Genomic DNA, 25579 nt, shown 5'->3' with positions numbered 1-25579 from the left:
CAGCGATTCCGCTGGTGTTTTCACTTCCAAGGTTATTTTCGCCTAGTCCATAATATATAGACACCGATGGCGATGAGTCCGAGCGGCCAAAACTTCCAGACAGAGGAAAGTCCGGCTTGGACGAGGTGAAAGAATGGCTGGCCGCGCCCGGAAAACGTCAGCACGACAGCGAGAAGCAAAAAAAGCACGCCAAAGCTGGCCCCGCCTTTTTGTTTGCGGCTGCTGGCGAAAAAAGCGAGCGCGATGAGGAAAAAAAACATGTTCACGCCGCGGGGCCAGGCCGAAAATGCACTCGCAAGGAGCAACTCAACGCCAAATCCGAGTAAAAGAAAGCCGGGGAAAAGGTAAGCATATTCGCGCGCTGAATGCGCCTGGCCAAGCAAAGCCGCGCCGCAAATGGCAAGCAAGGCCGGCCACCCTTGGAAGAAATGGAAAAGGGGGGATTCCATCTGTCCGGCGAGAAAATACAGTCCGAGGCCAATGAATAAGATGCCGGCGAATACCGTTCGGGTTTTCATGATCGTCGCGTCCTCCGTTTCCCTTTTGGACATGTTTATGATAGAATGATCACTGTCTACAGTTTAGCATAGCTTTGAAGGCATGTTCACAATTTTTTCAAACCAGAACGATGGACGGTTGTGATATAATGATAAAAGGGATTCGGTCAATAAGGGGGTTGGCATCGTGCAAATCGTAGTCGTTGGCGTCGACTATAAAACCGCCCCTGTAGAAATCCGCGAAAAGCTCGCGTTTGCGGAAGCGGAACTCGGTGCGGCGATGAAACAGCTCGCCAAGCAAAAAAGCGTGCTCGAAAATGTGATCGTCTCGACGTGCAACCGGACGGAAGTTTATGCAGTGGTTGATCAACTGCATACCGGCCGTTACTATATGAAAGCATTTTTAGCCGAATGGTTTGGCGTCAAAGTGGAAGCGATTGCTCCGTATTTGCGTGTGCTTGAAGGAGAAGCGGCCATAAAGCATTTGTTCCGCGTGGCGGCCGGCCTTGATTCGATGGTGCTTGGGGAAACGCAAATTTTAGGGCAAGTGAAAGACAGCTATTTGCTCGCTCAAGAGGTCGGGACGAGCGGCACGATTTTCAATCATCTGTTCAAGCAGGCGGTGACGTTTGCGAAGCGCGCCCACTCGGAAACGGGCATCGGTGCGCACGCTGTATCGGTCAGCTATGCGGCGGTTGAGCTGGCGAAGAAGATTTTCGGCCGCCTTGCCGGCAAGCACGTCTTGATTATCGGGGCCGGCAAAATGGGGACGCTGGCGGCGCAAAACTTGTACGGCAGCGGCGTTGGCAAAGTCACAGTCGTCAACCGGACGCTTGAAAAAGCGAAACAGCTTGCGAAGCAGTTTGCCGGCGAAGCGAAGCCGCTCAGTGAGCTGTCGTGTGCGCTTCTGGAAGCGGATATCGTCATCAGCTCGACGGGAGCCAAAGGCTATATTTTGACGAAGGAAATGGTGGCGCCGCTTGAGAAAATGCGCAAAGGCCGCCCGCTCTTTATGGTTGACATCGCGGTGCCGCGCGATTTGGATCCGGCGTTGGCTGATTTGGAAACGGTGTTTTTGTACGACATTGACGATTTGCAAGATGTGGTGGCGGCCAACTTGGCGGAACGGCAAAAGGCAGCGGCTCGCATTGAAATGATGATCGAAGCGGAACTGATGGCGTTCAGCCAATGGCTGCAGACGCTCGGCGTCGTGCCAGTCATTGCCGCATTGCGCGAAAAGGCGCTGGCCATCCAAGCGGAAACGATGAAAAGTTTGGAGCGGAAACTGCCGCATTTGTCGGAGCGCGACTGGAAAGTGTTGAATAAGCATACGAAAAGCATTATTAACCAGCTGCTCCGCGATCCGATTTTGCAGGCGAAGGAACTCGCCGCCGGCCCGAATGCCGAGGAGGCGCTTTTGCTGTTTATGAAAATTTTCAATATCGAAGATGCGGTGAAAGCCGAGCGGCATATAGAGCAGGCGAAATCCGTGCAATGCGATGAACAAGACGCGGAAGCGGTCCGTGCCGCCCGCCCATCATGGCAGCTGTAAGGTGGGATGGATGGTGGCGCTGTTGTATGAGTTGTCTATTTTGCTTTACATCGCTTCGATCCTATTCTATTTCATCGATTTTTTGCAACAAAACCGGAAGGCGAACGACATCGCCTTCTGGTTGCTTTCTATTGTGTGGCTTTTGCAGACCGTGACGTTTGTTTCCCGCATCATGGAGACGAAGCGCTTTCCGATTTTAACGATGTCGGAAGGGCTTTATTTTTACGCTTGGCTGCTCATTACGCTGTCGCTCGTCATCAATCGGCTGCTGCGCGTCGATTTCATCGTCTTTTTTACGAACGTGCTTGCTTTTTTTATTTTGGCCATTCATACGTTCGCACCGTCTTCTCAGTCGCCGGCTGTTGCGGAGCGGCTCGTTTCGGAGCTGCTTATCATCCACATCACCCTTTCGCTCGGAGCGTATGCGGCGTTTACGCTGTCGTTTCTGTTTTCGGTGCTTTACATGTTGCAGTACAGTTTGCTGAAAAAGAAAAAGTGGGGGGCGCGCCTTTGGCGCATGGCGGATTTGTCGCGGCTTGATTTTTTGTCGTATGTTTTAAATGCGCTCGGCTTGCCTATGTTGTTATTAGGGCTCATTCTTGGCGTGATTTGGGCGTATATTCAAATCGACCATTTCCATTGGTATGATGCGAAAGTGCTCGGGTCGTTTGTCGTTCTTCTCGTCTATGGCGTCTATTTTTACAAGCGAGCCGTCCGGCAGATGCAAGGGAAGGCGATCGCGCTATGGAATATCGGTTCGTTTTTATTTTTGCTTGTCAACTTTTTCTTGTTTGGCAGTTTGTCAAAATTTCATTTTTGGTATTCGTAATTGAGGTGAAACGAGATGCGGAACATTGTCGTTGGCTCGCGGCGCAGCAAGCTTGCCTTGACCCAGACAAACTGGGTCATCGCCGAATTGAAGCGTCTCGGGGCGCCGTTTACGTTTGAGGTGAAAGAAATCGTCACAAAAGGGGACCGCGTCCTTGATATCACGCTTTCCAAAGTGGGCGGAAAAGGGCTGTTTGTGAAAGAGATCGAGCATGAACTGCTCACCGGCGGCATCGATATGGCGGTCCATAGCATGAAAGATATGCCGGCTGTGCTGCCCGAAGGTTTGGTGATCGGTGCGGTTCCGCGCCGCGAAGATGCACGCGATGTGCTTGTCAGCAAAGGAAACCGGATGCTCTCCGACTTGCCGCCTGGGTCGGTCATTGGCACGAGCAGCTTGCGCCGTTCGGCGCAGCTGCTTGCCTATCGCCCGGATTTGACGATCAAATGGATTCGCGGCAATATTGACACAAGGCTGGCGAAGCTCGAAAGCGAAGAGTACGATGCGATCGTGCTGGCGGCCGCCGGCCTGGCGCGCATGGGCTGGAGCGATGAGGTGATCAGCGACTACTTGTCGCCGGACATTTGCGTCCCGGCGGTCGGCCAAGGGGCGCTCGCTGTGGAATGCCGTGAAGACGATGAGGAGCTGCGCGAATGGTTACACCGCCTGAACGATGAGCGAACCGAACGGGCTGTTCGGGCGGAGCGCGCCTTTTTGCAGCAAATGGAAGGCGGCTGTCAAGTGCCGATTGCCGGCTATGCGGAAGTCGAAGGGGGGGCGGTGCGCCTTACTGCGCTTGTGGCCTCCCCGGATGGCAAAGAAAAGTATAAAGAAATGGTCACGGGCGCCGATCCGGAGGCCGTCGGCCGGCAGGCGGCCGCTGTCTTGATCGAACAAGGGGCGAAAGCGCTCATCGAGCGGGTGAAACAGGAGTTGAGCCAATCATGACACACAGCGCGCTCGCCGGCAAAACGGTGCTTGTGACGCGCGGCAAAGAGCAGGCGGCATCGTTTTCTGCCAAGCTGCGCGCTGTCGGCGCCGTGCCGGTCGAGATCCCGCTCATTGCCATCCGACCGGCGGCGCCGGAAGAAATCGCTTCTATGGTTGAGCGGCTTGGCGAATACCGTTGGCTCGTTTTCACAAGCGCGAACGCCGTCCGCTTCTTTTTTCCGCACGTTTCGTTGCCGCGGCCGCTGCCGGAGATGGCTGTCGTCGGCCGGAAAACAGCGGCGGCGCTCGCCGAGCATGGTCTTTCCCCGGCGCTTGTGCCGGATGATTACACCGCTGAACGGCTGGCTGACTTGCTCATGCCGCGCGTCAAACAAGGCGACCGGGTGCTGTTTGTCAAAGGCAATTTGGCGCGCCCGACCTTGCCTGAGGCGTTGCGAAACGCCGGCGCCGCGGTCGACGAGCTCACGGTGTATGAGACCGAGCCTGATGAAAACGGCCGGGAGCGGTTGTTGTCGCTGCTGCGCCGGCGGGAGCTTGATGCGGTCACCTTGATGAGCCCGTCGGCGGTTGACAGCCTTGTCCGCCTTCTCGACAAAGAAGTGGATGCCCTTCTTTCCGGTGTTGCGGTCGCCTGCATCGGACCGGTGACGAAAGAAGCGGCCGAGCGGGCGGGCATTCCGGTCCATATTTGTCCGACGGATTACACCACGGATGGTATAATCAAAGCGATGGAACAATATTTTTCCATGGAGGGACGATGAATGGCACTGTCATTTGACCGCCATCGCCGTTTGCGGCAAACGGCTGCGATTCGGGCGATGGTGCGTGAGACGCATCTTCGCGTCGAGGATCTCATTTATCCGCTGTTTGTGGTCGAGGGAAGCGGCATTAAGCGGGAAGTGCCGTCGATGCCAGGGGTTTACCATTTATCGCTTGACCGTTTATCTGAGGAAGTGGACGACATCGCCAAGCTTGGCATTCCCGCCGTCATGGTGTTTGGTGTGCCGAATGAAAAAGATGAAGTCGGTTCGCAGGCGTATTGCGAAACAGGGATTGTTCAGCGGGCGATCCGCCAAATCAAAGCTGAACACAAAGATCTAGTCGTCATTGCGGATACGTGTTTATGTGAATATACGAGCCACGGCCATTGCGGCGTCGTCGAAAACGAGCGCGTGCTGAACGACCCGTCGCTCGAGCTCCTCACCAAAACGGCGGTGAGCCAAGCGCAAGCCGGCGCCGACATCATCGCGCCGTCGAACATGATGGACGGCTTTGTCGCCGCCATTCGCCGTGGGCTTGATGAAGCAGGGTTTGAGTATGTGCCGATCATGTCGTATGCAATCAAATACGCTTCGGCATTTTACGGCCCGTTCCGTGATGCCGCCGACAGCGCGCCGCAGTTTGGCGACCGGAAGACGTACCAAATGGATCCGGCCAACCGCCTTGAGGCGTTTCGCGAGGCGGAGTCGGATGTCAAAGAAGGCGCTGATTTCTTGATGGTGAAGCCAGCGCTTGCCTACATGGATATTATCCGCGACGTCAAAAACCGTTTTCCGCTTCCGCTTGTCGCCTATAACGTGAGCGGCGAGTATGCGATGGTCAAAGCGGCGGCGCAAAACGGCTGGATCGATGAGAAGCCGGTCGTCATGGAAATGTTGACAGGGATGAAACGGGCGGGCGCGGATTTGATCATTACGTATTTTGCCAAAGATGTCGCCCGCTGGCTGGCTGAATAGAGAGGAGGGCGGAAGCATGCGAAGCTACGAACGGTCAAAAACCGCTTACGAAGAAGCGGTGAAATTGATGCCGGGCGGGGTGAACAGCCCGGTGCGCGCCTTCAAGTCGGTCGGGATGACGCCGATTTTCATGGCGCGCGGCCAAGGAGCGAAAATTTACGATATTGACGGCAATGAGTACATTGATTACGTACTGTCATGGGGTCCGCTCATTTTAGGGCATGCCAACCCGCAGGTCGTGGAAGCGTTGAAGCGCGTGGCGGAACAAGGCACAAGCTTTGGCGCTCCGACATTGCTTGAAAATGAGCTCGCCAAGCTCGTGATTGAGCGGGTGCCGTCGGTGGAAATCGTGCGGATGGTCAACTCCGGTACGGAGGCGACGATGAGCGCCCTCCGCTTAGCGCGCGGCTACACGAAGCGCAACAAAATCATGAAATTCGAAGGCAGCTACCACGGCCACGGCGATTCGCTGCTCATTAAAGCCGGCTCCGGCGTGGCGACGCTCGGCCTGCCGGACAGCCCGGGCGTGCCGGAATCGGTCGCCCAGCATACCATCACGGTGCCGTACAACGATTTGGACAGCGTCCGCTATGCGTTTGAGCGGTTTGGCGAAGACATCGCCGCGGTGATCGTCGAACCGGTCGCCGGCAATATGGGCGTCGTTCCGCCAGTGCCTGGCTTTTTGGAAGGGCTGCGCGAGGTGACGAAACAATACGGAGCCTTATTGATTTTCGACGAGGTCATGACCGGGTTCCGCGTCGATTACCACTGCGCCCAAGGGTATTATGGCATTGAGCCGGATTTGACGTGCCTTGGCAAAGTGATCGGCGGCGGCTTGCCGGTCGGGGCGTACGGGGGCAAAGCCGAGATCATGGAGCTTGTCGCGCCGAGCGGGCCGGTGTACCAAGCCGGCACGCTCTCCGGCAATCCGCTCGCCATGACGGCCGGGTACGAGACGCTCCGCCAGCTGACGCCGGAAACGTACGAAGAGCTTGGCCGCAAAGCGGCGCGCCTTGCGGATGGGCTTCATCAGGCAGCAGAGAAATACGACATCCCGCATACGATCAACCGCGCTGGGTCGATGATCGGCTTTTTCTTCACGAACGAGCCGGTGGTCAACTACGAGACAGCGAAAACGTCCGACTTGGAGCTGTTTGCCGCCTATTATCGGGAAATGGCGAATGAAGGCATTTTCCTGCCGCCGTCGCAATTTGAAGGGCTGTTTTTGTCGACGGCGCACAGTGATGATGATATTGAATATACGATTGCCGCTGCTGAGCGGGTGTTTGCCCGTCTGCGCGGATAAGGAAAGGGGCTGCCGACCGTCGGCAGCCCAATTTTTTATCATACCGCCTCGTTTCCGTTCATACAATGGATAATGTCATAGAAACCATTTGCCGAAGGGACGGAAGGAGGAGGCCCGGTTGGAGCAATCGTATTTGCGTTTTTCATTGGAAGAATCGGTCTGGTTTAAAAGAGGACAGGAAGTCGCCGAGTTTTTATCCATTTCTCTTGATCCGGTCATTTCCGTCGATGAGTACGACCAATATATTACGATCCGCGGCGCGCTTGAGTTGAGCGGCGAATTCCGCCAAGCGGGCGAAGGGCAGGCTGAAGCGGATGACGACGTGTTTGAGCTGGCTGGTTATCGGTTCATTCAGCACATTTCGGTGCGCGAAGACGGGATCAGCGAACTGTCGCACCGCTTTCCAATCGATATTACGATTCCAAAAAACCGCATTCGTTCCCTTGAGGATGTGTACGTGACGGTTGAATCGTTTGATTATGATTTGGATGAAAACGGAAGATTGCTGATCACTGCCGACATTTCGATCAGTGGGATCAGTGAAGCGCCGCTTGACGATGATTTGCCGGACGATGAGGAGGACGATGAGCCGCTGTTTGCCCCGTTTGAATCGATCGCCCGCAAGGAAGCGGCCGGTGAGGAAGCGTTTGCTTCGGCGGATGATCTCGCCGATGAGGCGGCTGAACAGCCCACGTTTGCCGCCGACGAAACGACGGTCTCCGTCATGGAGCCAGCCGCTATGCGCCATGAAGAAGCGGAGGCTGAGGAAGAAGAGGAGGCCAAAGAGCCGTTTTTGCCGCTTGAGACGGAAACGAAGACGGTCAGCGTACAGACGGAGGAAGACATCGCTTCGCTGCTGCCGCCAACTGAGGCGAAGGTATCGATCGGGGCGGCGAAAAAGGCGGTTGAGGAAGAAGAGGAAGAAGAAACGAAAACAAAAAGCGAAAATGCGCTTTACTTGACGAAACTGTTTGCGAAAAGCGAGGAGAAAGAGTTTACGAAACTGAAAATTTGCATCGTCCAGCAAGGAGATTCATTGGACAAGATTGCCGAACGGTATGATGTGACCGTCTCACAGCTTTTGCGCGCCAATGATTTGGAAAGCCCAGATGACGTGCACGAGGGGCAGCTGCTGTATATTCCGGCCATGGCGGGAAGCCGTCCTTTCTCATGAAAGGAACGCTTTCCGTTTCTTTTGCCGATCAGTAAGGGGGCGTAACGAATGGCCGCACAGGCTGACCGATATGAGGCTGTGCTCGCCCAGTACGGTCTTCGTCCAGAGCGCATGGAGCAGCGAGGCAAAGCCGTCAAGGTATACACGAACCGCGGTGTTTTCGCCTTAAAGCCGCTTGAAAGCGAGCAAGAAGCCGCTGCTATTTGGCAGTCTCTGCAACATGGCGGCGGCCGCCGCTGCCTCCCATTGTACTTTACGCAGCAGCGGTCGCTGTTTGCCACAGAAGGCAGGCGCCTTTATTATTTGCAAGCATGGCATGACGGCGAATCGAAGGTAGAGAAGGATGTGATCCACACCTTTTTTCGCGAACTCGCCCGCCTCCATCGCGCCACCGTCCGCACGATCGAGGTGGGTGAGGAAGAGGCGGCGGCGTACCGAAAGCAAAAAAGGGACGAATGGCAACGGACGCGAGCCGTATGGGAAGAGCGGGTCGAACGGTACGAAGCGGCGTGGTACATGTCACCGTTTCAACTCCAATGCTGCACCTATTTTCATGAGGTGATGCGCGCGTACGCGTTTGCTGAGGAGCGGCTCGATGTGTGGGAAGAGACGCTGAAAGAGACGAAGCAATGGCGCATCGCTTGGGTGCATGGCAAAGCGCGTCTCTCCCACCATCTCCCGCCGTATTGGATCAGTTGGGAGCGGGCGCATTGGAATTCACCGCTCTTTGACGTGATCGCCGCTCTCCGTTTTCACGTGCGAACGATGCCGCCGCTGGGGCGCGAGTGGCTTGAAGGGATGGAGGAGTACGAGAAGGAGCTGCCGCTGTCCGACGGGGAGCGGGCGTTTTTATACAGCCATTTGGCGGAGCCGCGCGGGTTTGTCCGTTGTTTGGAGCGATATGAGGCCGCTTCGCGGAACGAGCGGAACGAACGGGAATATGTGACCGCGCTGCAACGTTGTTACTGGGCGTTCAAAAACATGGAGGCCGTTGTCATGCATCTTGTCCAACGCGACGCCGCGCAGCAGGAAGAGGCGATGGATAATGAACAGCCGGCGGATGAAAGCAGCAATGATTAAATGGGTTTTGAATGCAGCCCAAACAAAACGGCGTCGCACTAAATCCATTCCAGATGGAGCGCCACGGCAATGAAAACGAAGATGGCCAATAAAATGACATCAAACGTCGTTGGCAGAAAAATGGTGCGGATCGCTTGAAAAATGGTGAGCGGGATGATCACTTGGGCGCAGACGGCGCGCACTTGCCTCAGCCAAGGTGGCCATGAATACGGGTTGAATCGCCGCATCGGTGTTCCCTCCTTCCCGGGTTTACTATACAATATGAAACAACAAAATGTTTGTCACCAACCGCCGGCCAATGGAATAAATAAATAAAAACTTGGCAAAGATGATGGACAATGGTAGTATAATAATCGAATCATGACGACAAAAGCGAAGACGGGGAGGAGTACAGCGGTCCGCGCCTGCAGAGAGGGAAATCGGAAGCTGCGAGATTTCCTAGGATGACGGCTGCTGGAAGGTCGCCCTTGAGCTGCTTCTTTGAAAGGCGCTGCTGCCGAGTAGAGGAAGCCGGCATCATGCCGTTATGCCAATGAAGCGCTTAAGCCTCCAGGCTTAAGAAAAAAGGTGGTACCGCGAAAGCAGCTCCTTTCGTCCTTTTCGGATGAAAGGGGCTTTTTTGCTTGCCGGCGGCGCGGCATTGCCAAGCAGGAAAGCCGCCGTCGGCCGCATTGTCCATCATGTCGAAGGAGGGAATGATTATGGCACAGCATGAAGTGTCAATGCCGCCCAAATACGACCATCGCGCCGTTGAGGCGGGGCGTTATGAATGGTGGCTGAAAGGCAAGTTTTTTGAAGCGACCGGCGATCCGGACAAACAACCATTTACGATCGTCATTCCGCCACCCAACGTCACCGGCAAACTGCATCTGGGGCACGCGTGGGATACGACGCTGCAAGACATCATTACGCGCATGAAGCGGATGCAAGGGTATGACGTTTTGTGGCTTCCGGGAATGGATCACGCCGGCATCGCCACCCAGGCGAAAGTGGAAGAGAAGCTGCGCCAGCAAGGGCTGTCGCGCTACGATTTAGGCCGGGAAAAATTTTTAGAAGAAACGTGGAAGTGGAAGGAAGAATACGCCGGCCATATTCGCAGCCAATGGGCGAAGTTGGGGCTTGGCCTCGATTACACGCGCGAGCGGTTCACACTCGATGAAGGGCTCTCAAAAGCGGTGCGCGAAGTGTTCGTCTCGCTCTACCGGAAAGGGCTTATTTACCGCGGCGAGTACATCATCAACTGGGACCCGGTGACGAAAACCGCTTTGTCGGACATTGAGGTTGTTTATAAAGAAGTAAAAGGCGCGCTCTACCATTTGCGCTATCCGCTCGCCGACGGCTCCGGCTGCATTGAAGTGGCGACGACCCGTCCGGAAACGATGCTCGGCGATACGGCCGTTGCCGTGCATCCGGATGACGAGCGGTACAAGCACTTGATCGGCAAAATGGTGAAACTGCCGATCGTTGGCCGTGAAATTCCGATCATTGCCGATGAGTACGTCGACATGGAGTTCGGCTCCGGAGCGGTCAAAATTACGCCGGCGCACGACCCGAACGATTTTGAAATCGGCAACCGCCACAATTTGCCGCGCATTCTTGTCATGAACGAAGACGGCACGATGAATGAAAACGCCATGCAATACCAGGGGCTTGACCGGTTTGAATGCCGGAAGCAAATCGTCCGCGATTTGCAAGAGCAAGGCGTTTTGTTCAAAATCGAAGAGCACGTGCACTCCGTCGGTCATAGCGAACGGAGCGGCGCGGTCGTTGAGCCGTATTTGTCGACGCAATGGTTCGTGAAAATGAAGCCGCTCGCCGAAGCCGCCATCAAGCTGCAGCAAACGGACGGCAAAGTGCAGTTCGTGCCGGAGCGGTTTGAGAAAACGTATTTGCATTGGCTTGAGAACATCCGCGACTGGTGCATTTCACGCCAGCTTTGGTGGGGGCACCGGATTCCGGCGTGGTACCATAAAGAAACAGGCGAAATTTACGTCGACCATGAACCGCCAGCGGACATTGAAAATTGGGAACAAGACCCGGATGTGCTTGATACATGGTTCAGTTCGGCGCTTTGGCCGTTCTCGACAATGGGATGGCCGGATGTGGAATCGCCGGATTACAAGCGCTACTACCCGACCGATGTGCTTGTCACCGGCTATGACATCATTTTCTTCTGGGTGTCGCGCATGATTTTCCAAGGGCTTGAATTCACCGGAAAGCGTCCGTTCAAAGACGTGCTCATCCACGGCCTCGTCCGCGACGCCCAAGGGCGGAAAATGAGCAAATCGCTCGGCAACGGCGTCGATCCGATGGATGTGATCGACCAGTACGGCGCCGATGCGCTCCGCTATTTCTTGGCGACCGGCAGCTCGCCGGGGCAAGACTTGCGCTTCAGCACCGAAAAAGTCGAAGCGACGTGGAATTTTGCCAACAAAATTTGGAACGCCTCGCGCTTTGCCTTGATGAACATGGGCGGCATGACGTACGAGGAGCTTGATTTGAGCGGCGAAAAAACGGTCGCCGACCATTGGATTTTAACGCGTCTCAACGAAACGATCGATACGGTGACGAAGCTCGCTGAGAAATACGAATTCGGCGAAGCGGGGCGTACGCTGTACAACTTTATTTGGGACGACTTGTGCGACTGGTATATCGAAATGGCAAAGCTGCCGCTGTACGGTGATGACGAGGCGGCGAAAAAGACGACACGTTCGGTGTTGGCGTATGTGCTCGACAACACGATGCGCCTGCTTCACCCGTTCATGCCGTTCATTACCGAGGAAATTTGGCAAAACTTGCCGCATGAAGGCGAATCGATCACCGTCGCTCCGTGGCCGCAAGTGCGCCCTGAGCTGTCCAACGAAGAAGCCGCGGAAGAAATGCGGATGCTCGTCGACATCATCCGCGCCGTCCGCAACGTCCGCGCCGAAGTGAACACGCCGCCGAGCAAGCCGATTGCGCTCTATATTAAGGTGAAAGATGAACAAGTGCGGGCGGTGCTCATGAAAAACCGCGCCTATCTTGAGCGGTTCTGCAACCCGAGCGAGCTCTTGATTGATACAAACGTTCCCGCGCCGGACAAAGCGATGACGGCGGTCGTCACCGGCGCCGAGCTCATCATGCCGCTTGAAGGATTGATCAATATTGAGGAAGAAATTAAGCGGCTTGAAAAAGAGCTTGACAAATGGAACAAAGAAGTCGAGCGCGTCGAAAAGAAACTGGCGAATGAAGGCTTTTTGGCGAAAGCGCCGGCTCATGTCGTCGAAGAAGAGCGGCGCAAGCGGCAAGATTACATCGAAAAACGCGAAGCCGTCAAGGCGCGCCTCGCCGAGCTCAAACGGTAGACAAACGATCTTGCGGTTGATTATGATGAAGACGAATCCGCTTTCTTGTGGATTCGTCTTTTTCGATGGATCATGATAGAAGGTTTGTCATATTCTGAGAAGAGGTTTGTTGTCAACATATACTCGCTTTCACCAGGCTTCTCGATGTGTGGCGCATCTGCCGCATGAAGCCGGCAGGGGGCGGCAAGACACCAATGGAAAAAGGAGGACGATGAACATGGTTCGAACGTATGAAGAAGCGGTCGCTTGGATTCACGGGCGGCTGCGGCTTGGCATAAAACCGGGATTGAAACGGATGGAATGGATGATGGAACAACTTGGCCACCCGGAACGCCGCGTCCGCGCCGTCCATATCGGGGGAACGAACGGCAAAGGGTCAACGGTCGCCTATTTGCGCTCCATTTTGCAGGCGGCGGGCTATTCGGTCGGCACGTTCACCTCGCCGTATGTCGAGCAGTTTAACGAACGAATCAGCATAAACGGCCAACCGATTCGCGATGAAGAGATCGTCGAGCTCGTGCAAACGATCAAACCGCTTGCGGATGAATTGGAAAAAACAGAACTTGGCGGACCGACCGAGTTTGAAGTGATCACGGCGATGATGCTGTATTATTTCGGCAAACAAAACATTCAAGACATCGTGCTCGTCGAAGTCGGGCTTGGCGGCCGCTTGGACTCAACCAACATCATTTATCCGCTCGTTTCCGTCATTACAAACGTGAGCTACGATCATATGAACATCTTAGGCGATACGCTTGGGCAAATCGCCGCGGAGAAAGCCGGAATCATCAAATCGGGCGTGCCGCTTGTGACGGCGGTGAAGGAACCGGAGGCGTGGGAAGTGATCGCCAAGACGGCGGCGGAGCGGAAAGCAAAAACATATCGTCTCGGCGTCGATTTCACCGTTTCCGACCGGCAGACGACGGTGGAAGGGGAGCAGTTTTCGCTTGTCACGCCGTTTGCCGAATATCGCGATTTGCGCATTCAAATGCCCGGCGCCCATCAAGTCGAAAACGCGGCGGTGGCGGTGATGGCGGCAGAGTTGTTGCGCCTTGGCTATTCGTTTTTGATCGATCCGGAGCATATCGCCGATGGGCTGACCACAGCCGCTTGGCCCGGCCGGTTTGAGCGGGTGAGCGACCATCCACTCATCATCCTTGACGGCGCCCATAACGAAGCCGGGATTCGCTCGCTCGTGGAGACGGTGCGCGCACATTATCCCGACAAGCGCGTCCATGTCTTGTTCGCCGCGCTGACAGACAAGCCGCTTGAGCGGATGATTCAGCTGCTTGATGAGCTCGCGGATACAATCACGTTTACCACGTTTGATTTTCCGCGCGCGGCAGCGGCGGAACAGTTGGCGGACCTTTCGTCCCATCCGCAGAAAGCGGTGACAGGTGATTGGATCGGCTGGATCGGTGAAAAGAAAAACCAAATGGGAAGTGATGAGTTGATGCTCATTACAGGATCGCTTTACTTTATATCTGAAGTGCGAAAACGTTTAAAAAAATAATGCCAAGCGATGAAAAGGATTGATATAATGGAAGAAAGATAGTTCTTTTGGCGCGGGAGGGGAGGCGCATGAAGCGGTGGCGCGGTTGGCTTTTATGGGGAATGTTGTTTTGGCTGATGGCAAGCCTATGGCCGATGAAAGCAGGTGTTGTGTATGCCGATCAGGATGTGTATTTTTCGTTCCCACAGACGCCTTATCAATATACGAGGCAAACTGAGGCGAGCACGGCTAAATTGGATTTTTCCCTTTCGTTTTCACAGCCGGAATACGCCAAGCCGCCGAACGGCAATGCCGAAGGACGGCTCGATGTGACGCTCATTCCACAAGGGGCCGTTTCGTCGCCCGTCCGTCCGCCGATCGACGTTGTGTTTGTGTTTGACGTCTCCGGCTCGATGACATGGGAGAAGCTTTCGAGCGCCAAGACGGCGCTCCGCTCGGCTGTCGATTACTTTAAAGCTCATTCGCATCCGAATGACCGTTTTGCCCTTATTCCATTTTCTGACTCGGTGAGAGATATCGTGCCGTTTGGGGATCAGCCGAATGTCGCCGCCCAACTCGAGAAAATTCGGACGGTCGGCGACAGTTTGACCGCTGGAGGCGGCACGAACTATTCGGCGGCGCTGTCGCTTGCGCAGTCGTATTTTAACGACCCGGTGCGCAAAAAGTATGTAATTTTCTTGACAGACGGGATGCCGACCACCCTTAACGCAACAGAAACAATCACCTATCGGGAAGTCGAACGGATTCTTTGGTTCTACTACTATACAGGAGAAAAAATCACGGCGCCGTTGCCGCTGACGTATGAACTATATACAAACGGGACGGCCGGCATTCGTTTTACTGACAAGCGTGGCTTTTCCCGCCTGTTTACAAGCGATGGATGGGATTATGTAAACGATGCTGATGTCCCTTTAGGCCGGAGCGGCTATCCATTTAGTTACAGCAGCATAGAGAAGAAAATTCGTGATCATGCCATCAACGTGGCTAAGGTGCTCGGAATGAACAATATTACGCTTTATTCGATCGGTTTTGGCAGCAACGATGAAGTTGATATGAGCTTTTTGCAAACGCTGTCCGCGACTGCCGGCGGCGAGGCGCGGCAAGGAACGGTGCAAAATTTGACCGCTTTGTTCCAGCGCTTTTCCCAGCTCGCTACGACGCCGGCGCTTACAGGCACAGTGCGCATCCCGCTTTCGTCATTCGGCGGCAATGTCACCATTGAGGAAAACGGCCAAGTGTGGCTGGATGAAACGAAGCAAAACGCCTATATTTCCTTTTCCATTCCGTATCAAGTCGGACAAAGCGCTCCTCCGCCCGTCACGGTTTCCATTCCGGTTTCGTTTAAGGCGAAAGGGACGTATACGTTCAATGCTGAATTGACCTATCGGGATGTATACGGCCAACTGCAGCCGTCGATGACGAAATCGGTGACGGTTACGGTCAAGGATGAAGCGCCGCCGTCCTTTACAGGCACGGTGAAATTGCAAGGATTGGTCAATAAGGTTGATAGCTTGATCAAGCGGGGAACGGCTGATGGGGAAGACAACCGCTTCCGGGCCACGTATTCGTTGTCGCTTGTCGGGTATGTCGGCAATGCGACTGGGACGATCAGCAACGTAAAAATCGTTCAAGAGCTTCCTGACGGCATCTCTGTCGTCCCCGATGGCAAAGTGGTGACGTACGAGGAAAATGGGAAGCGTTATGCACAATGGTCATTTGCCAACCAGACGTTCGACTACAGCCAATTGAATAAGCTGATGCTCTCGGCGCAATGGGTGATGCAGGCTGACTTTGCCATGAACAGTGTTCAATTGCCGCCAGCTTCGGTGACATTCACCGACAGCCGTTATGGCGCCAAAACATCGACGCTCGTTCCGCCGGCGGAACGAATCGGCATGACAGTTCGTTTGGATGATTTTCCGAATTTTTACTACGAAGGGGATGGAACGGGTACTATTACAAAACACAAATTTTCTGCTTTATCAGACGACACTGTCGGACGGGCGAATCCTAATTCATATGGATTGTTGCCGTTGCCTGTTAAAGCGCTGGAGTATGACCCGAATGATGACGGCGTGCTGCTTGTCACCTATCGCAACGACGAAACGGTGCGCATATATTTGAAGCCGCGTTTGTCGATCACCACATCAAATGGCGAAGCAGAAAGCGGCGCGACGGTGACGGAAGCGCCGACGGTTCGCGTGACCGAGCTTGTCGCCGGCGAACGGGTGACGTATGAATACGAAATCGCGCGCAACGGCTCGTCGTCCGATTGGCAGCTGCTTGGTCCGCCGCATGTCATTTCGGTTGCTGATGACGGCGAATATACGGTTGCCGTGCGTTCGAGCGGCGGGTTGACGCGCGGCGATGGAACAACGAGCGTGTCGTTCCGTTATATGAAGCTTATTCGCAATTTGACGCTCGGCGATTACAGGCGGGAAATGAACGTTGGCGAAACGCAAACGATTCCGGTGATCATTGAACCGGATGATGCGACAAACAAAACGCTTATGTGGGAATCAAGCGACCCGGATATTGCTTCTGTCGGCCATAACGGTGTTGTAACAGCAAACAAACCGGGAACGGTTACGATCACCGTCCGCGCGACCGATGGCGGCAACGCGTCGGCATCGGCGTCCATCCGTGTGATTGATCCGTACGTAGCGCTCACAGGCATGGCTTTCCACAAACCGGTGATCTATATGAATCTGGACGATCCTCCGCTCGAAGTGGCGGGGCAGCTCCGCTTTATCCCGGAAAATGCGACGGATAAAACGCTCCGCTCTGTGACATCGTCTGACTTCCGATTTGTCGACGTCGTCCAAGAAAATGGACGATGGTATTTGGAAGCAGTGGATGTCGGCTATGCGTATGTGACGGCGACCGCCAATGCGAGAACGCCGGATGGCAGGCCAATTCAAGCCTCAGTGTGGGTCTTTGTCCAACCGCGTGAAGATGAGGGGGGAAGCGGCAGCAACGGTGGGCGTTGGTAATGATGAAAAAAGCGGCCTCCTGAATTGGAGAGCCGCTTTTTTTCGTTTGTCCAGGGGATCGAGAGGATGAGAGAGGGAATTTAGCCGTCTTCGTTCATTCAACTTCAAGCCGGTCGGCGACGAGCGAGATTTGATTGACAAACGGCAATCCTGTTCCTTGTTCGACTAACACCCGTGGATTATATTTGACGATCAGACGGGATTGTTGCATGTCAGAGCTTGGAATGAAGTTCCCCGGCTCACCGTCTTTTGGCTCGATCCGGCCGCGAAAGGCGTTGATGACGAGCCCGTTGATGTCTGTATCCGGAGCAGCCGCTCCGTTCCCGCGGGCGAACAACCCGCCTTCAATGTACAAATACGATCCGACAGCATAAATCGTCGCGCTGCTGTCCGTATAAAAATACCCTTTTAAGTTCGGGATTTCACTTGAGTCTTGAAATTCATTGATGCGGGCGATATCGAGCGTGCCTTTGGACAACAACACGAGCCCTTTTCCATCCGCTCCGTCGATATGGCTGTTGTAAATGGTCGTCTTGCCAGTGACGTAAATGCTCGCGTTCAACGCCAAGTTTCCGGTGAGCGTCAAATCACCGAACACGATCAAATTGCCGCGTACAGCCGCTGTTGATTTTGTCGGTCCTTCAATGCGGAGATCGCCATTGACAATGAGCCATTGGTTTTGGCCATTTTGCCGCACGTCAATGTCGCGATAAAGGGTGATCTCCTTCCCTTCTGCGTCCAACCAAAGCGGCTTGTCTTTTGGCATCTGATTGATGGATTGTTCATACGGCGTTTCGTCGTCTGTCACGACCCGAGCCAAATTCCCTTCTTGATAAAGCTCCCGCGCTACATCGAGCGGCGCCTGGTGATCGTTTTCAATGCGCTCGATATACGCTTGTTGGGTTTCAGGCGACAACGGCGAGAGACCGGCTGCTTGAAGCAATTTATCTTTCACGGTGCGCTCGAAATCAGTATCGATGAAATCGTCCGTCTCTTGTTGAATGAGAGGGCCGCCATCGTCCGGCCATCCTGGGAAGAAAAGACCTTCTTCCATTTGGAAAGCTCGGCCGCCAGTCTTCCAGCAACTGCTCGTTTGCGTGCATGAAAACAGCAGCTTGTCATGAATGTGCCAAATCGAATCGCTCATTGATGCGGGCAGTCCGGCATCGATAGGAGCGATCGTTAACTCGCCGCTTTTTTTCACGTAGTTTGCCGCGTTGCTGATGTAAGCGCTTTGTCCGGCGTATACGTTTCCTTGCTCCACGTAGACGCCGCCGTTTAAGATGACGGTTTCTTTTGATCCGAGCGCGTATTTGAGAAAGCTTGGCGTATTTGTTAAAAAGACGAGCCGTTTGACTTTCCGCTCGCGATGGCCGTCCGTAAACGGTTTGGACAAATCGAGCGCGCGGAGGAACACTTTGTTCGTCGGAATGTTGTACAAGCGATAGGACACGTCTTCCACCTCCACGCCGTAGCGCGCTTTCAGCTTGCCGGCGATCGTATCCGGGCCGGGGGTGTCCTCGTTAATGCCGAGAAAGGCATCCCATTGACTGGGGGTGAAAATGTCATGACGAACAAAAAAATCGTCGTCTGAAAGCTCAGCTTTAAGTCCAGCAATTGCTTCATTAAGCGCTGTTTTGGCTTCATGAAACGATTCGATGTTCTCGACGCGCACCGCGGTAAATCGCGCTTGCTGGACGGCGACTGTTAAAATCGTCAAGCCGAGCAAAAAAAAGAGGGTGATCATGAGCATTGTTGTCACCAAGCTGTAGCCAGCAGCGTTCAAGCGCAGTCGGTTCATCGCGGCCCCTCCCTTCATAGGACAAAATTTCGGAACGCAATACTTAAAAGCCGAATTCTGTTGTTAATGTAAACGGCGGCACATACAGCCAACCACTCGGATCGGCGTGTCGACGGTCGGAGACAATGAGACGGATCGTCATGACGCCGCTGCGGCACAGGTTGCCTTCTTTTCGTGCGCAACGGAATGAAAACGATGAAGAGTCGTCCAGCAAAAAGCGGGAAGAGGTGATCGTTTCGCCATTGATCGCGAGCGCGCCGTCTTGGATGGACATCGTCATCCGCTCGATGCTTTCCGGCTTTTTCTCTTCACGGGAGACAAGCCCGGTGTCCGCATCGGCTTTGAATTCTTGGTTTTTCACAAAAGTGACGGCCGTTAACGGCTTGTTTTCTTCTTGACTTTCCATTCCATCCGGAGAGAGCGTGTACAGCTCGTTCATTATTCGGGCCATGGCGTAGTCCGCTTCGCTGCGCAAGTCGTTTTCGATGCCGATGCGCTCGTAGGCGCGAATGCCGGTTAAAAACACCGTGTAGATAGCGCCGATGATGAGCAAAGAAATGGAAACGGCGGCCAACAGCTCGATCATCGTCATGCCGGCTTCGCTTCTAGCGGATTGTTTCATCGGTGATCACCCCTTCGACCCACGCCGTTTCGTTCGTGCGCTCGCCCCAACGGACGGAGGTGTATAATTTGATCATGTAGCCGCCGGCGTTTGATTCGGCTGCTTTTTCCGTTTCAGCGCGGATGCGCGCCTGCAGCGGCGCAGGCAAGGAAGTGAATTCCGACGATGAAGTGAATGCATCCCATGCCTCCTTGTCGTATCGGACAAGGTAAACGGAAGCTTCGTAACGGACATTGTTGATTTTCGGGGCGAACTGCGCTTCGCATACCGTATGCAGTTGGCCAGATTCACCGGGAAAAAACAGCGCCGCCAACGATTCGTTGCCGCAATCGTCTTTTGTTAGCTCAAGAAACGGTGTTTGATGGTCTTCCATATACTCTTTTAGCCGGGAGAAATCTGCGTTTTTTTCAAAATAGACAGCGACGCCGCGGGCGACGTTGACGGCCACCGTCCGACCTTGGTTGTAAGACGTATGCATCATCGCATTCGTGAAAAAGTAAAACAAACCGATCGCGACGCCCGATAAAAGAGTGATGGCCAGCAACGTTTCGATCAACGTAAATCCTGCTTGACGACTAGGAAGAGGAAAATTGCTTCCCGCCATTTGTCATAACCTTCTTTCAAAATATGTAACTTTATTATACAATATTTTCGAGTCGAACCATGTAGAATTTTAGGATAAGAGAACGAGCAATGGCATATTTGTCGCGTTATTGCCAATGATACGCCGGGAAGGAACGGGTGGGCATGTGGAAAGAGGCGGTTGTTTACGTTGTTGCATTCATAGTGGCGCTGTTGGCCGTTTGGCTGCTGCCGCTTGGCTTCAGCAGGGCCGGGGGCGCGGCGGTGGTGGCGGCTGCCTTTTTGGCTGCGGGGCTGGCGCAGTTGGCCGAATCGGCGATTCCGTTATGGCAAATCGTCCTGCTCGTCGGGCTTTTGCTGTTGGCGGGCTCGTATTTGCTTGATCGTTGGTTCGGTCCGCTTCTTTACCGGTCGGTGGAGACGGAGGAAGCTGGGGAACGGAGAAAGGGAGGATGGAAAGGGAGTGGCGACCGGACGGCAGCGGGCGATAGGTACGGGACGATGGTCCAGAATGCAACGGAAAATCTAGTCGATTCGGCCTGGCCGGCAGCTTTTGGACAAAACGGCGCTTCTAGGGAATTTCAAGGCGCTGACTCGGGTGGGGAGGCGTTGCGATCGCACGTGCAGGAAACCGGTAACACCGCTTCAGGAGCGTCGCCTGCAGAGTCGGAAGCAGCTTCGGGAGAGACGGAGCGGGCGCCGAAATCCAGCGAGGAGCCCTGGGAAGAACAGACTGCTTTCTTGCTTCGATCGATGGATGGCATAGAGGAAGCCGCTTCCGATCCCGGAGCGGATCAAACCGAGCCGGAGGAGCTGCTTTCGTTGGATTCGGCCGATGCGGAGCAAAAAATGCGCTCCGTGGACCGAGACGATGCCGAGCAAGAGGAGTTTTTCCCGTTGGATTCGGATCGTGTGGAGCTGGAGAAGTTGTCCGCCTTGGATTTGGATGCAGTAGAGCCGACCGCCATGACGGGTGACGGTGGCGGGCTGAATGTTGAGCCGGCGCGCCGTCTGCGCGATTGGCTCGATGAGCTGCCTGTCTCGATGACGCCAGACATCGAAGCGGCGGTGCTGCAGGCGGGAGCGGCCGCCGACGGCCGCGGCCTGTTGCAGGCGCTTGATCTCAGCCATGAAGAAGAGGAGGGGCAACTTTCCGCGTTCATGTCTTCTAGCTCGGCGGGCGTTTCTGCTGTAGAAAACGGGCTGCCTTCCGGCCAGGCAATGCCGCGTGAAGGGGCGCTTTTGGAAGAAGCAATGCCGGGTATTGTCGACTGTTCGCTGCCGGAAACGGACGAGGCTGCCGAACCGCCCCGTCAGGAGGACGCGATGAAAGCAGAGCCTGACAGGCAGGAAGGGCAACGAGCGGAGCATGGCCGGTCGGAAGGCGAACAATCAACCGAGCGCCGCGAGCCGGAAGAAGATGGGCAAACGGAAAGCCGGCGGGAGGAAGAGAGCGAACGGCCAGCGCGAATGATCGGTCCGGAAGTCGTGCAGGCGGTCGTTCTTGAATTGCGCCTCAACCGCCGTCGTTTGGGCGCCGCCGATTACGAGCGCTGCATACGCCGCTGTTTGGACGCTCCGCTTTCTGACCGCGACTATTACGTATTGGCCCGTTTGTTAATGGAACATTATGTAGTAGAACAACAGTACGGCAAGCTCGCAGCGTGGCTCGAGGAGCTCGCTGACCGTTTTCGCGCCTATCCGGCTGTGGCCGAAGAGTTGGCGCTTTGGCGGCAGTTTGCCGCAACACTAAACAGTTGGGGTGAACAAGATGAAAGCTAGCGCGCAAATCATTGGGCTGCCGATCATCAGCATTGCTGACGGTGCACAAATCGGCACGGTGAAAAGTTTGGTGATCAACCCGGACAAAGGATCGATCGATTTTTTGACCGTCGAACAAGACGATGTGCAACTCAGTTTAAAGGCCATTCCGTTTAAAAAAGTCGTCGGCATCGGCGAGTTTGCCGTGACGGTGGAGCAAGGGCACGATGTGATTGACCTCTCGGAAATTCCGATCGCCAATCAGCTCGTCAATAAGCAAATCCGGATTAAAAATACGAAAGCCATCACGCGAAAAGGGCAGCTGCTCGGCGAAGCCCGCGAGTTTTTTGTTGATGAAGAGTCAGGGGATATTGTCGGCATCGCTCTTCAGCTCGAGAAAGGGGAAGCGGTGCTGCCGGCCTCGGAAGTGTTGACGTACGGCAAAGATATTTTGATCATCAACGACGGAGCGAACGAGTCGCTTCTTGATGACCCGGCGCAGTTGTTGAAGGCAGAGAGCATCGAGCCAACCAGCGTTATGGCGGAAGAGGACGTTTCCGCGCAAATGGAGGCGATGGCCGAAAGCGCGGAAAATGTTGAAGCGCTGCAGTCGCTGAGGGAAAAACAAGTTGCGCTGTTGGCTGGAAAACGGCTGACAAAAGATATTTATGATGCAGACGGCCGCCTGCTGTTTAAAGCGGGCACTCTGCTTGGCGAAGAGGATGTGCGCAAGGCGCAAGAGGCGGGGCCAAGCGTCATCGTCGATGTCTCGATGAATGTGGAGGCGTAATGGAGGAGGGTCGGCGGTGAAAAAGGCTGCCGCGTGGAAATTGTTTGTTGTCATGGCTGTTTGCACCGTTTATTTTATCGCTTTTTCGCATCTGGGCACCTTCGCCTATGATGTTTTGGCCCCGGATGACGGCCGCCTTGGCCCGGGCACGGCGGTCGGTCCGGTGTCACTCTCCGGCATGACGCCCGAAAGAGCCCGACAGGCGGTTGTCGAGCGGGTGAATGAGTGGCGGGCGACCGCTTCCATTTCTTTGCAGTACCAAGAAAAGCGCATTGACCTGCCGGCGGACGCGTTTGCGTTCCGTCTTGCCGAGAGCACGAAGCGGTTTGTCGACGGGAGGCGCACGCCGCTGTTTGTGATCGCTGATTTAGAAAAATGCCTCCAAGCGGCGGCATCCATCGTTCCGCCGGCGGCGTTATCGGCGCTTGACATCAAGAAGCTTGGGGCGGATTTAGAGGGACAGGCGGCTCAGCTGCAAAAGCCATCATCTCCGATCGACTTGGCTCGCTACATATCGTTTGCAAACGGCCGGCAGCCGGTCGTCAGCGAAGCGGCCGCATCGGTGCCTGACTCTTCGGCCGTCCGCTGGCTGTCTGGCGAGCGGCGCGCGGTGATCAAAGCGAAACAGCTGTTTTCGTTTGGCGATTATATGAAAAAGGTGAAGGCCGATTTGTCCGATGAAGCGGCCGATGCGATCGCTTCAGCGGTGTACCGGGCGGTGCTGGCGACCAATTTCACTGTCGTGGAGCGCTATACGAGCCGTATGTTGCCGGATGGAGTGACGCCCGGTTTTGAGGCGGCCATTAGCGGCGGCCGCGATTTGGAATGGTTCAACCCAAACACGACCGACTACACGCTTCTTCTCCGGCATGATGGACGAAAGGTGCGTGTTGCCATTATCGGGTTGCCGTTTGCCTATCAATATATCATTCGCCTAGGCGAGGCGGAGTCTATCGAACCGCGTGTCATCGTCCGCTATGACGCGCGCCTGGCGCCGGGCGAGAAGAGGACGGAACAGATCGGGCGGCCGGGGCTGGTTGTGACGGTGGAACGCGAAGTGCGCGACGGCGCTCGGTTCGTGCGCAAAGAAACGGTGAGCGAAGATTTTTATCCGCCAACGTATACGATTCACGTGCGCGGCCTTGAAGTGCCGGAAAGCAATGTTGGGCAAAGCGGCGACGGAGAAGGCGGAACGATGGAGCCGGCGAATGGGGTGACGGAAAACAACGGAGCGGCGAACCAACCGAATTCGACTGCGAAAAACAGCGGCGGGAATATAGAGAGCGGGACCGCGTCAAAGAAAGGCGATGAGGCGAGCAACGGGGAATCGGCCCCCGCCGCTGGCAGTGAAGAGAAGACGGATGCGGGCGGAGGGGAGGAAAAATGAGCAAAAAGCAGGAACGGAAACGGCTTGGTGATTTGCTTGTCGAAGCGGGATTGATCACCGAAAGCCAGCTGGCCGAGGCGCTGCGCGAGAAGGCGCCCGGGCAAAAGCTCGGCGACGCCTTGTTGCAGCGCGGCTACATCACCGAACAGCAGCTGATTGAGGCGCTCGAGTTTCAGCTCGGCATTCCGCACGTCAGTTTGTACCGGTACCCGATCGATCCGAAAGCGACAAACCTCGTGCCGAAAGAGTTTGCCCGCCGCCATATGGTCATGCCGCTCAAGGTGGAAGGCGATCGGTTGCTCGTTGCCATGGCCGATCCAATGGACTTTTTTGCCATCGACGATTTGCGCCTGTCGACCGGGTTTCAAATTGAAACGGCGATCGCTTCAAAAGACGATATTTTGCGGGCGATCAATAAATATTACGACATCGACGAAGCATTTGAGGATTTTTTGCAAACGCCGCCGCCTGAGGTGCGCGACGACGAGCGGGCTGCTGAGGACGATTCTCCCATCGTTCGTTTGGTGAACCAAATTTTGCAGCTTGCTGTTGAACAGCGGGCGAGCGACATTCATATCGATCCACAGGAGACGAAAGTGCTCATCCGCTATCGGATCGACGGCCTGCTTCGCACCGAACGCGCGCTGCCGAAACATATGCAAAGCATGTTGACGGCGAGAATTAAAATTTTGGCCAATATGGACATCACCGAACACCGCGTGCCGCAAGACGGGCGGATCAAAATGGACATCGATTTTCATCCGGTCGATTTGCGCGTTTCAACGCTGCCGACCGTATACGGTGAGAAAATCGTCATGCGCGTCCTCGACTTGGGCGCAGCTTTAAACGATATTCATAAACTTGGTTTCAACCCGGTCAATTTAGATCGGTTCATCCGCTTGATCGAGCGGCCGAACGGCATCGTCTTGATCACCGGACCGACCGGTTCGGGGAAATCGTCGACGCTCTATGCGGCGCTCAACCATTTAAACAGCGAGCACGTGAACATTATTACGATTGAAGATCCAGTCGAATATCAGATCGAGGGCGTCAACCAAATTCAAGTCAACCCGAATGTCGGCTTGACGTTCGCCCAAGGGCTCCGCTCGATTTTGCGTCAAGACCCGAACATCATCATGGTTGGGGAGATTCGCGACCGCGAGACGGCGGAAGTGGCGATCCGCGCTTCGCTCACCGGTCATTTAGTGTTGAGCACGCTCCATACGAACGATGCATTAAGCACGATCACCCGCCTGATCGATATGGGGATTGAGCCGTTTTTAGTGGCCACATCGCTCGCCGGCGTTGTCTCGCAGCGGCTTGTGCGCCGCGTCTGCCGCGACTGCCAAGAGGTGTATGAGCCGACGAAGCGGGAGCGGGACATTTTCGCCCGCCGCGGCATTGAGGTTCATCAACTTGTCCGCGGCCGCGGCTGCCCGATGTGCAACATGACCGGTTACCGCGGACGGCTGGCGATTCACGAGCTGCTTGTTGTCACCGATGAGATGCGGCGCGTCATTTTAAACAACGAGCCGTTTTCGAAATTGCGAGAGCTTGCCCTGCAAAACAAAATGATTTTTTTGCTGGATGATGGGCTGTTGAAAGTGAAGCAAGGGTTGACCACGCTTGAAGAAGTGCTGAAAGTGGCCATTTTGCATTGA

20 protein-coding genes and 1 other annotated feature are annotated in these 25579 nt (G+C 55.0%); of the genes, 15 read left to right on the top strand and 5 right to left on the bottom strand.

Annotation, left to right across the window (positions count from 1 at the left end):
* Positions 1 to 32 precede the first annotated feature (32 nt).
* Positions 33 to 518 (bottom strand): LiaI-LiaF-like domain-containing protein, encoded by a 486-nt coding sequence (locus tag QWV57_RS13485; RefSeq protein ID WP_129447344.1) that lies wholly within the window; start codon positions 516 to 518, stop codon positions 33 to 35.
* Between the two features lie 166 nt (positions 519 to 684).
* On the opposite strand from QWV57_RS13485, the gene hemA reads away from it, so the two are divergent.
* The 8 genes from hemA to ysxE all read left to right on the top strand — a co-directional run bounded on the left by hemA (position 685) and on the right by ysxE (position 9125).
* On the top strand, positions 685 to 2049 hold the full coding sequence (hemA, locus tag QWV57_RS13480) for a glutamyl-tRNA reductase (protein WP_129447343.1): 1365 nt from the start codon (positions 685 to 687) through the stop codon (positions 2047 to 2049).
* 10 nt (positions 2050 to 2059) lie between these two features.
* Positions 2060 to 2878 (top strand): cytochrome c biogenesis protein, encoded by an 819-nt coding sequence (gene ccsA / locus QWV57_RS13475; RefSeq protein WP_013144585.1) that lies wholly within the window; start codon positions 2060 to 2062, stop codon positions 2876 to 2878.
* A 15-nt stretch (positions 2879 to 2893) separates the two neighbouring features.
* Positions 2894 to 3826, top strand: coding sequence for a hydroxymethylbilane synthase (gene hemC, locus QWV57_RS13470; RefSeq protein ID WP_129447342.1), 933 nt, complete (start codon positions 2894 to 2896; stop codon positions 3824 to 3826).
* Entirely contained in the window at positions 3823 to 4590 is a 768-nt protein-coding gene (locus tag QWV57_RS13465; protein ID WP_020754244.1) for a uroporphyrinogen-III synthase, read from the top strand. The genes hemC and QWV57_RS13465 overlap by 4 nt, the downstream gene beginning before the upstream one ends.
* On the top strand, positions 4591 to 5565 hold the full coding sequence (gene hemB, locus QWV57_RS13460) for a porphobilinogen synthase (protein ID WP_013144588.1): 975 nt from the start codon (positions 4591 to 4593) through the stop codon (positions 5563 to 5565). It abuts the gene before it with no gap.
* A 16-nt stretch (positions 5566 to 5581) separates the two neighbouring features.
* A complete protein-coding gene (hemL, locus tag QWV57_RS13455) occupies positions 5582 to 6871 on the top strand; it encodes a glutamate-1-semialdehyde 2,1-aminomutase (protein ID WP_011232118.1) in 1290 nt (429 codons plus the stop codon).
* Between the two features lie 118 nt (positions 6872 to 6989).
* A complete protein-coding gene (gene spoVID / locus QWV57_RS13450; RefSeq protein WP_301099956.1) occupies positions 6990 to 8045 on the top strand; it encodes a stage VI sporulation protein D in 1056 nt (351 codons plus the stop codon).
* A gap of 48 nt (positions 8046 to 8093) precedes the next feature.
* Positions 8094 to 9125 (top strand): spore coat protein YsxE, encoded by a 1032-nt coding sequence (gene ysxE / locus QWV57_RS13445; RefSeq protein WP_301099955.1) that lies wholly within the window; start codon positions 8094 to 8096, stop codon positions 9123 to 9125.
* A 38-nt stretch (positions 9126 to 9163) separates the two neighbouring features.
* On the opposite strand, the gene QWV57_RS13440 is transcribed toward ysxE, so the two are convergent.
* On the bottom strand, positions 9164 to 9352 hold the full coding sequence (locus tag QWV57_RS13440; protein WP_011232115.1) for a YszA family small membrane protein: 189 nt from the start codon (positions 9350 to 9352) through the stop codon (positions 9164 to 9166).
* A 139-nt stretch (positions 9353 to 9491) separates the two neighbouring features.
* Positions 9492 to 9727, top strand: a binding site (T-box leader).
* Between the two features lie 99 nt (positions 9728 to 9826).
* Here QWV57_RS13440 and QWV57_RS13435 point away from each other — a divergent pair.
* The 3 genes from QWV57_RS13435 (at position 9827) to QWV57_RS13425 (ending at position 16975) form a co-directional block, all read left to right on the top strand.
* A complete protein-coding gene (locus tag QWV57_RS13435) occupies positions 9827 to 12469 on the top strand; it encodes a valine--tRNA ligase (protein WP_301099954.1) in 2643 nt (880 codons plus the stop codon).
* A gap of 217 nt (positions 12470 to 12686) precedes the next feature.
* Positions 12687 to 13982, top strand: coding sequence for a bifunctional folylpolyglutamate synthase/dihydrofolate synthase (locus QWV57_RS13430; RefSeq protein ID WP_129447339.1), 1296 nt, complete (start codon positions 12687 to 12689; stop codon positions 13980 to 13982).
* Positions 13983 to 14050: 68 nt separating this feature from the next.
* Positions 14051 to 16975 carry a VWA domain-containing protein gene (locus QWV57_RS13425; protein WP_129447338.1) on the top strand — a complete coding sequence of 975 codons (2925 nt, stop codon included), beginning with the start codon at positions 14051 to 14053 and terminating at the stop codon, positions 16973 to 16975.
* A gap of 94 nt (positions 16976 to 17069) precedes the next feature.
* Here QWV57_RS13425 and QWV57_RS13420 read toward each other — a convergent pair whose 3' ends face one another.
* From QWV57_RS13420 to QWV57_RS13410, 3 genes are read right to left on the bottom strand one after another with little or no spacing between them, the layout of a single operon-like run.
* Entirely contained in the window at positions 17070 to 18776 is a 1707-nt protein-coding gene (locus tag QWV57_RS13420; protein ID WP_081132369.1) for a hypothetical protein, read from the bottom strand.
* A gap of 43 nt (positions 18777 to 18819) precedes the next feature.
* A complete protein-coding gene (locus QWV57_RS13415; RefSeq protein ID WP_044744827.1) occupies positions 18820 to 19398 on the bottom strand; it encodes a PilW family protein in 579 nt (192 codons plus the stop codon).
* On the bottom strand, positions 19382 to 20002 hold the full coding sequence (locus tag QWV57_RS13410; RefSeq protein WP_013144597.1) for a type IV pilus modification PilV family protein: 621 nt from the start codon (positions 20000 to 20002) through the stop codon (positions 19382 to 19384). Before QWV57_RS13410 ends, QWV57_RS13415 begins: the two co-directional genes overlap by 17 nt.
* A gap of 143 nt (positions 20003 to 20145) precedes the next feature.
* Here QWV57_RS13410 and QWV57_RS13405 point away from each other — a divergent pair, with 143 nt between their 5' ends.
* Genes QWV57_RS13405 through QWV57_RS13390 form a run of 4 tightly spaced genes read left to right on the top strand, consistent with a single transcriptional unit; the run spans position 20146 to position 25579 of the window.
* Positions 20146 to 21762, top strand: coding sequence for a hypothetical protein (locus QWV57_RS13405; protein ID WP_129447353.1), 1617 nt, complete (start codon positions 20146 to 20148; stop codon positions 21760 to 21762).
* On the top strand, positions 21752 to 22531 hold the full coding sequence (locus QWV57_RS13400; RefSeq protein WP_053532384.1) for a PRC-barrel domain-containing protein: 780 nt from the start codon (positions 21752 to 21754) through the stop codon (positions 22529 to 22531). Before QWV57_RS13405 ends, QWV57_RS13400 begins: the two co-directional genes overlap by 11 nt.
* Before the next feature lie 16 nt (positions 22532 to 22547).
* Entirely contained in the window at positions 22548 to 23918 is a 1371-nt protein-coding gene (locus QWV57_RS13395; RefSeq protein ID WP_129447337.1) for a G5 domain-containing protein, read from the top strand.
* Complete coding sequence (locus QWV57_RS13390; RefSeq protein WP_023633503.1) at positions 23915 to 25579, top strand: GspE/PulE family protein; 1665 nt, start codon at positions 23915 to 23917, stop codon at positions 25577 to 25579. The genes QWV57_RS13395 and QWV57_RS13390 overlap by 4 nt, the downstream gene beginning before the upstream one ends.

The organism is Geobacillus zalihae, assembly GCF_030414215.1.
GTDB lineage: Bacteria > Bacillota > Bacilli > Bacillales > Anoxybacillaceae > Geobacillus > Geobacillus zalihae.
The sequence above is the reverse complement of the archived record's forward strand: the minus strand, read 5'-3'. Positions and strand labels throughout refer to the sequence as shown.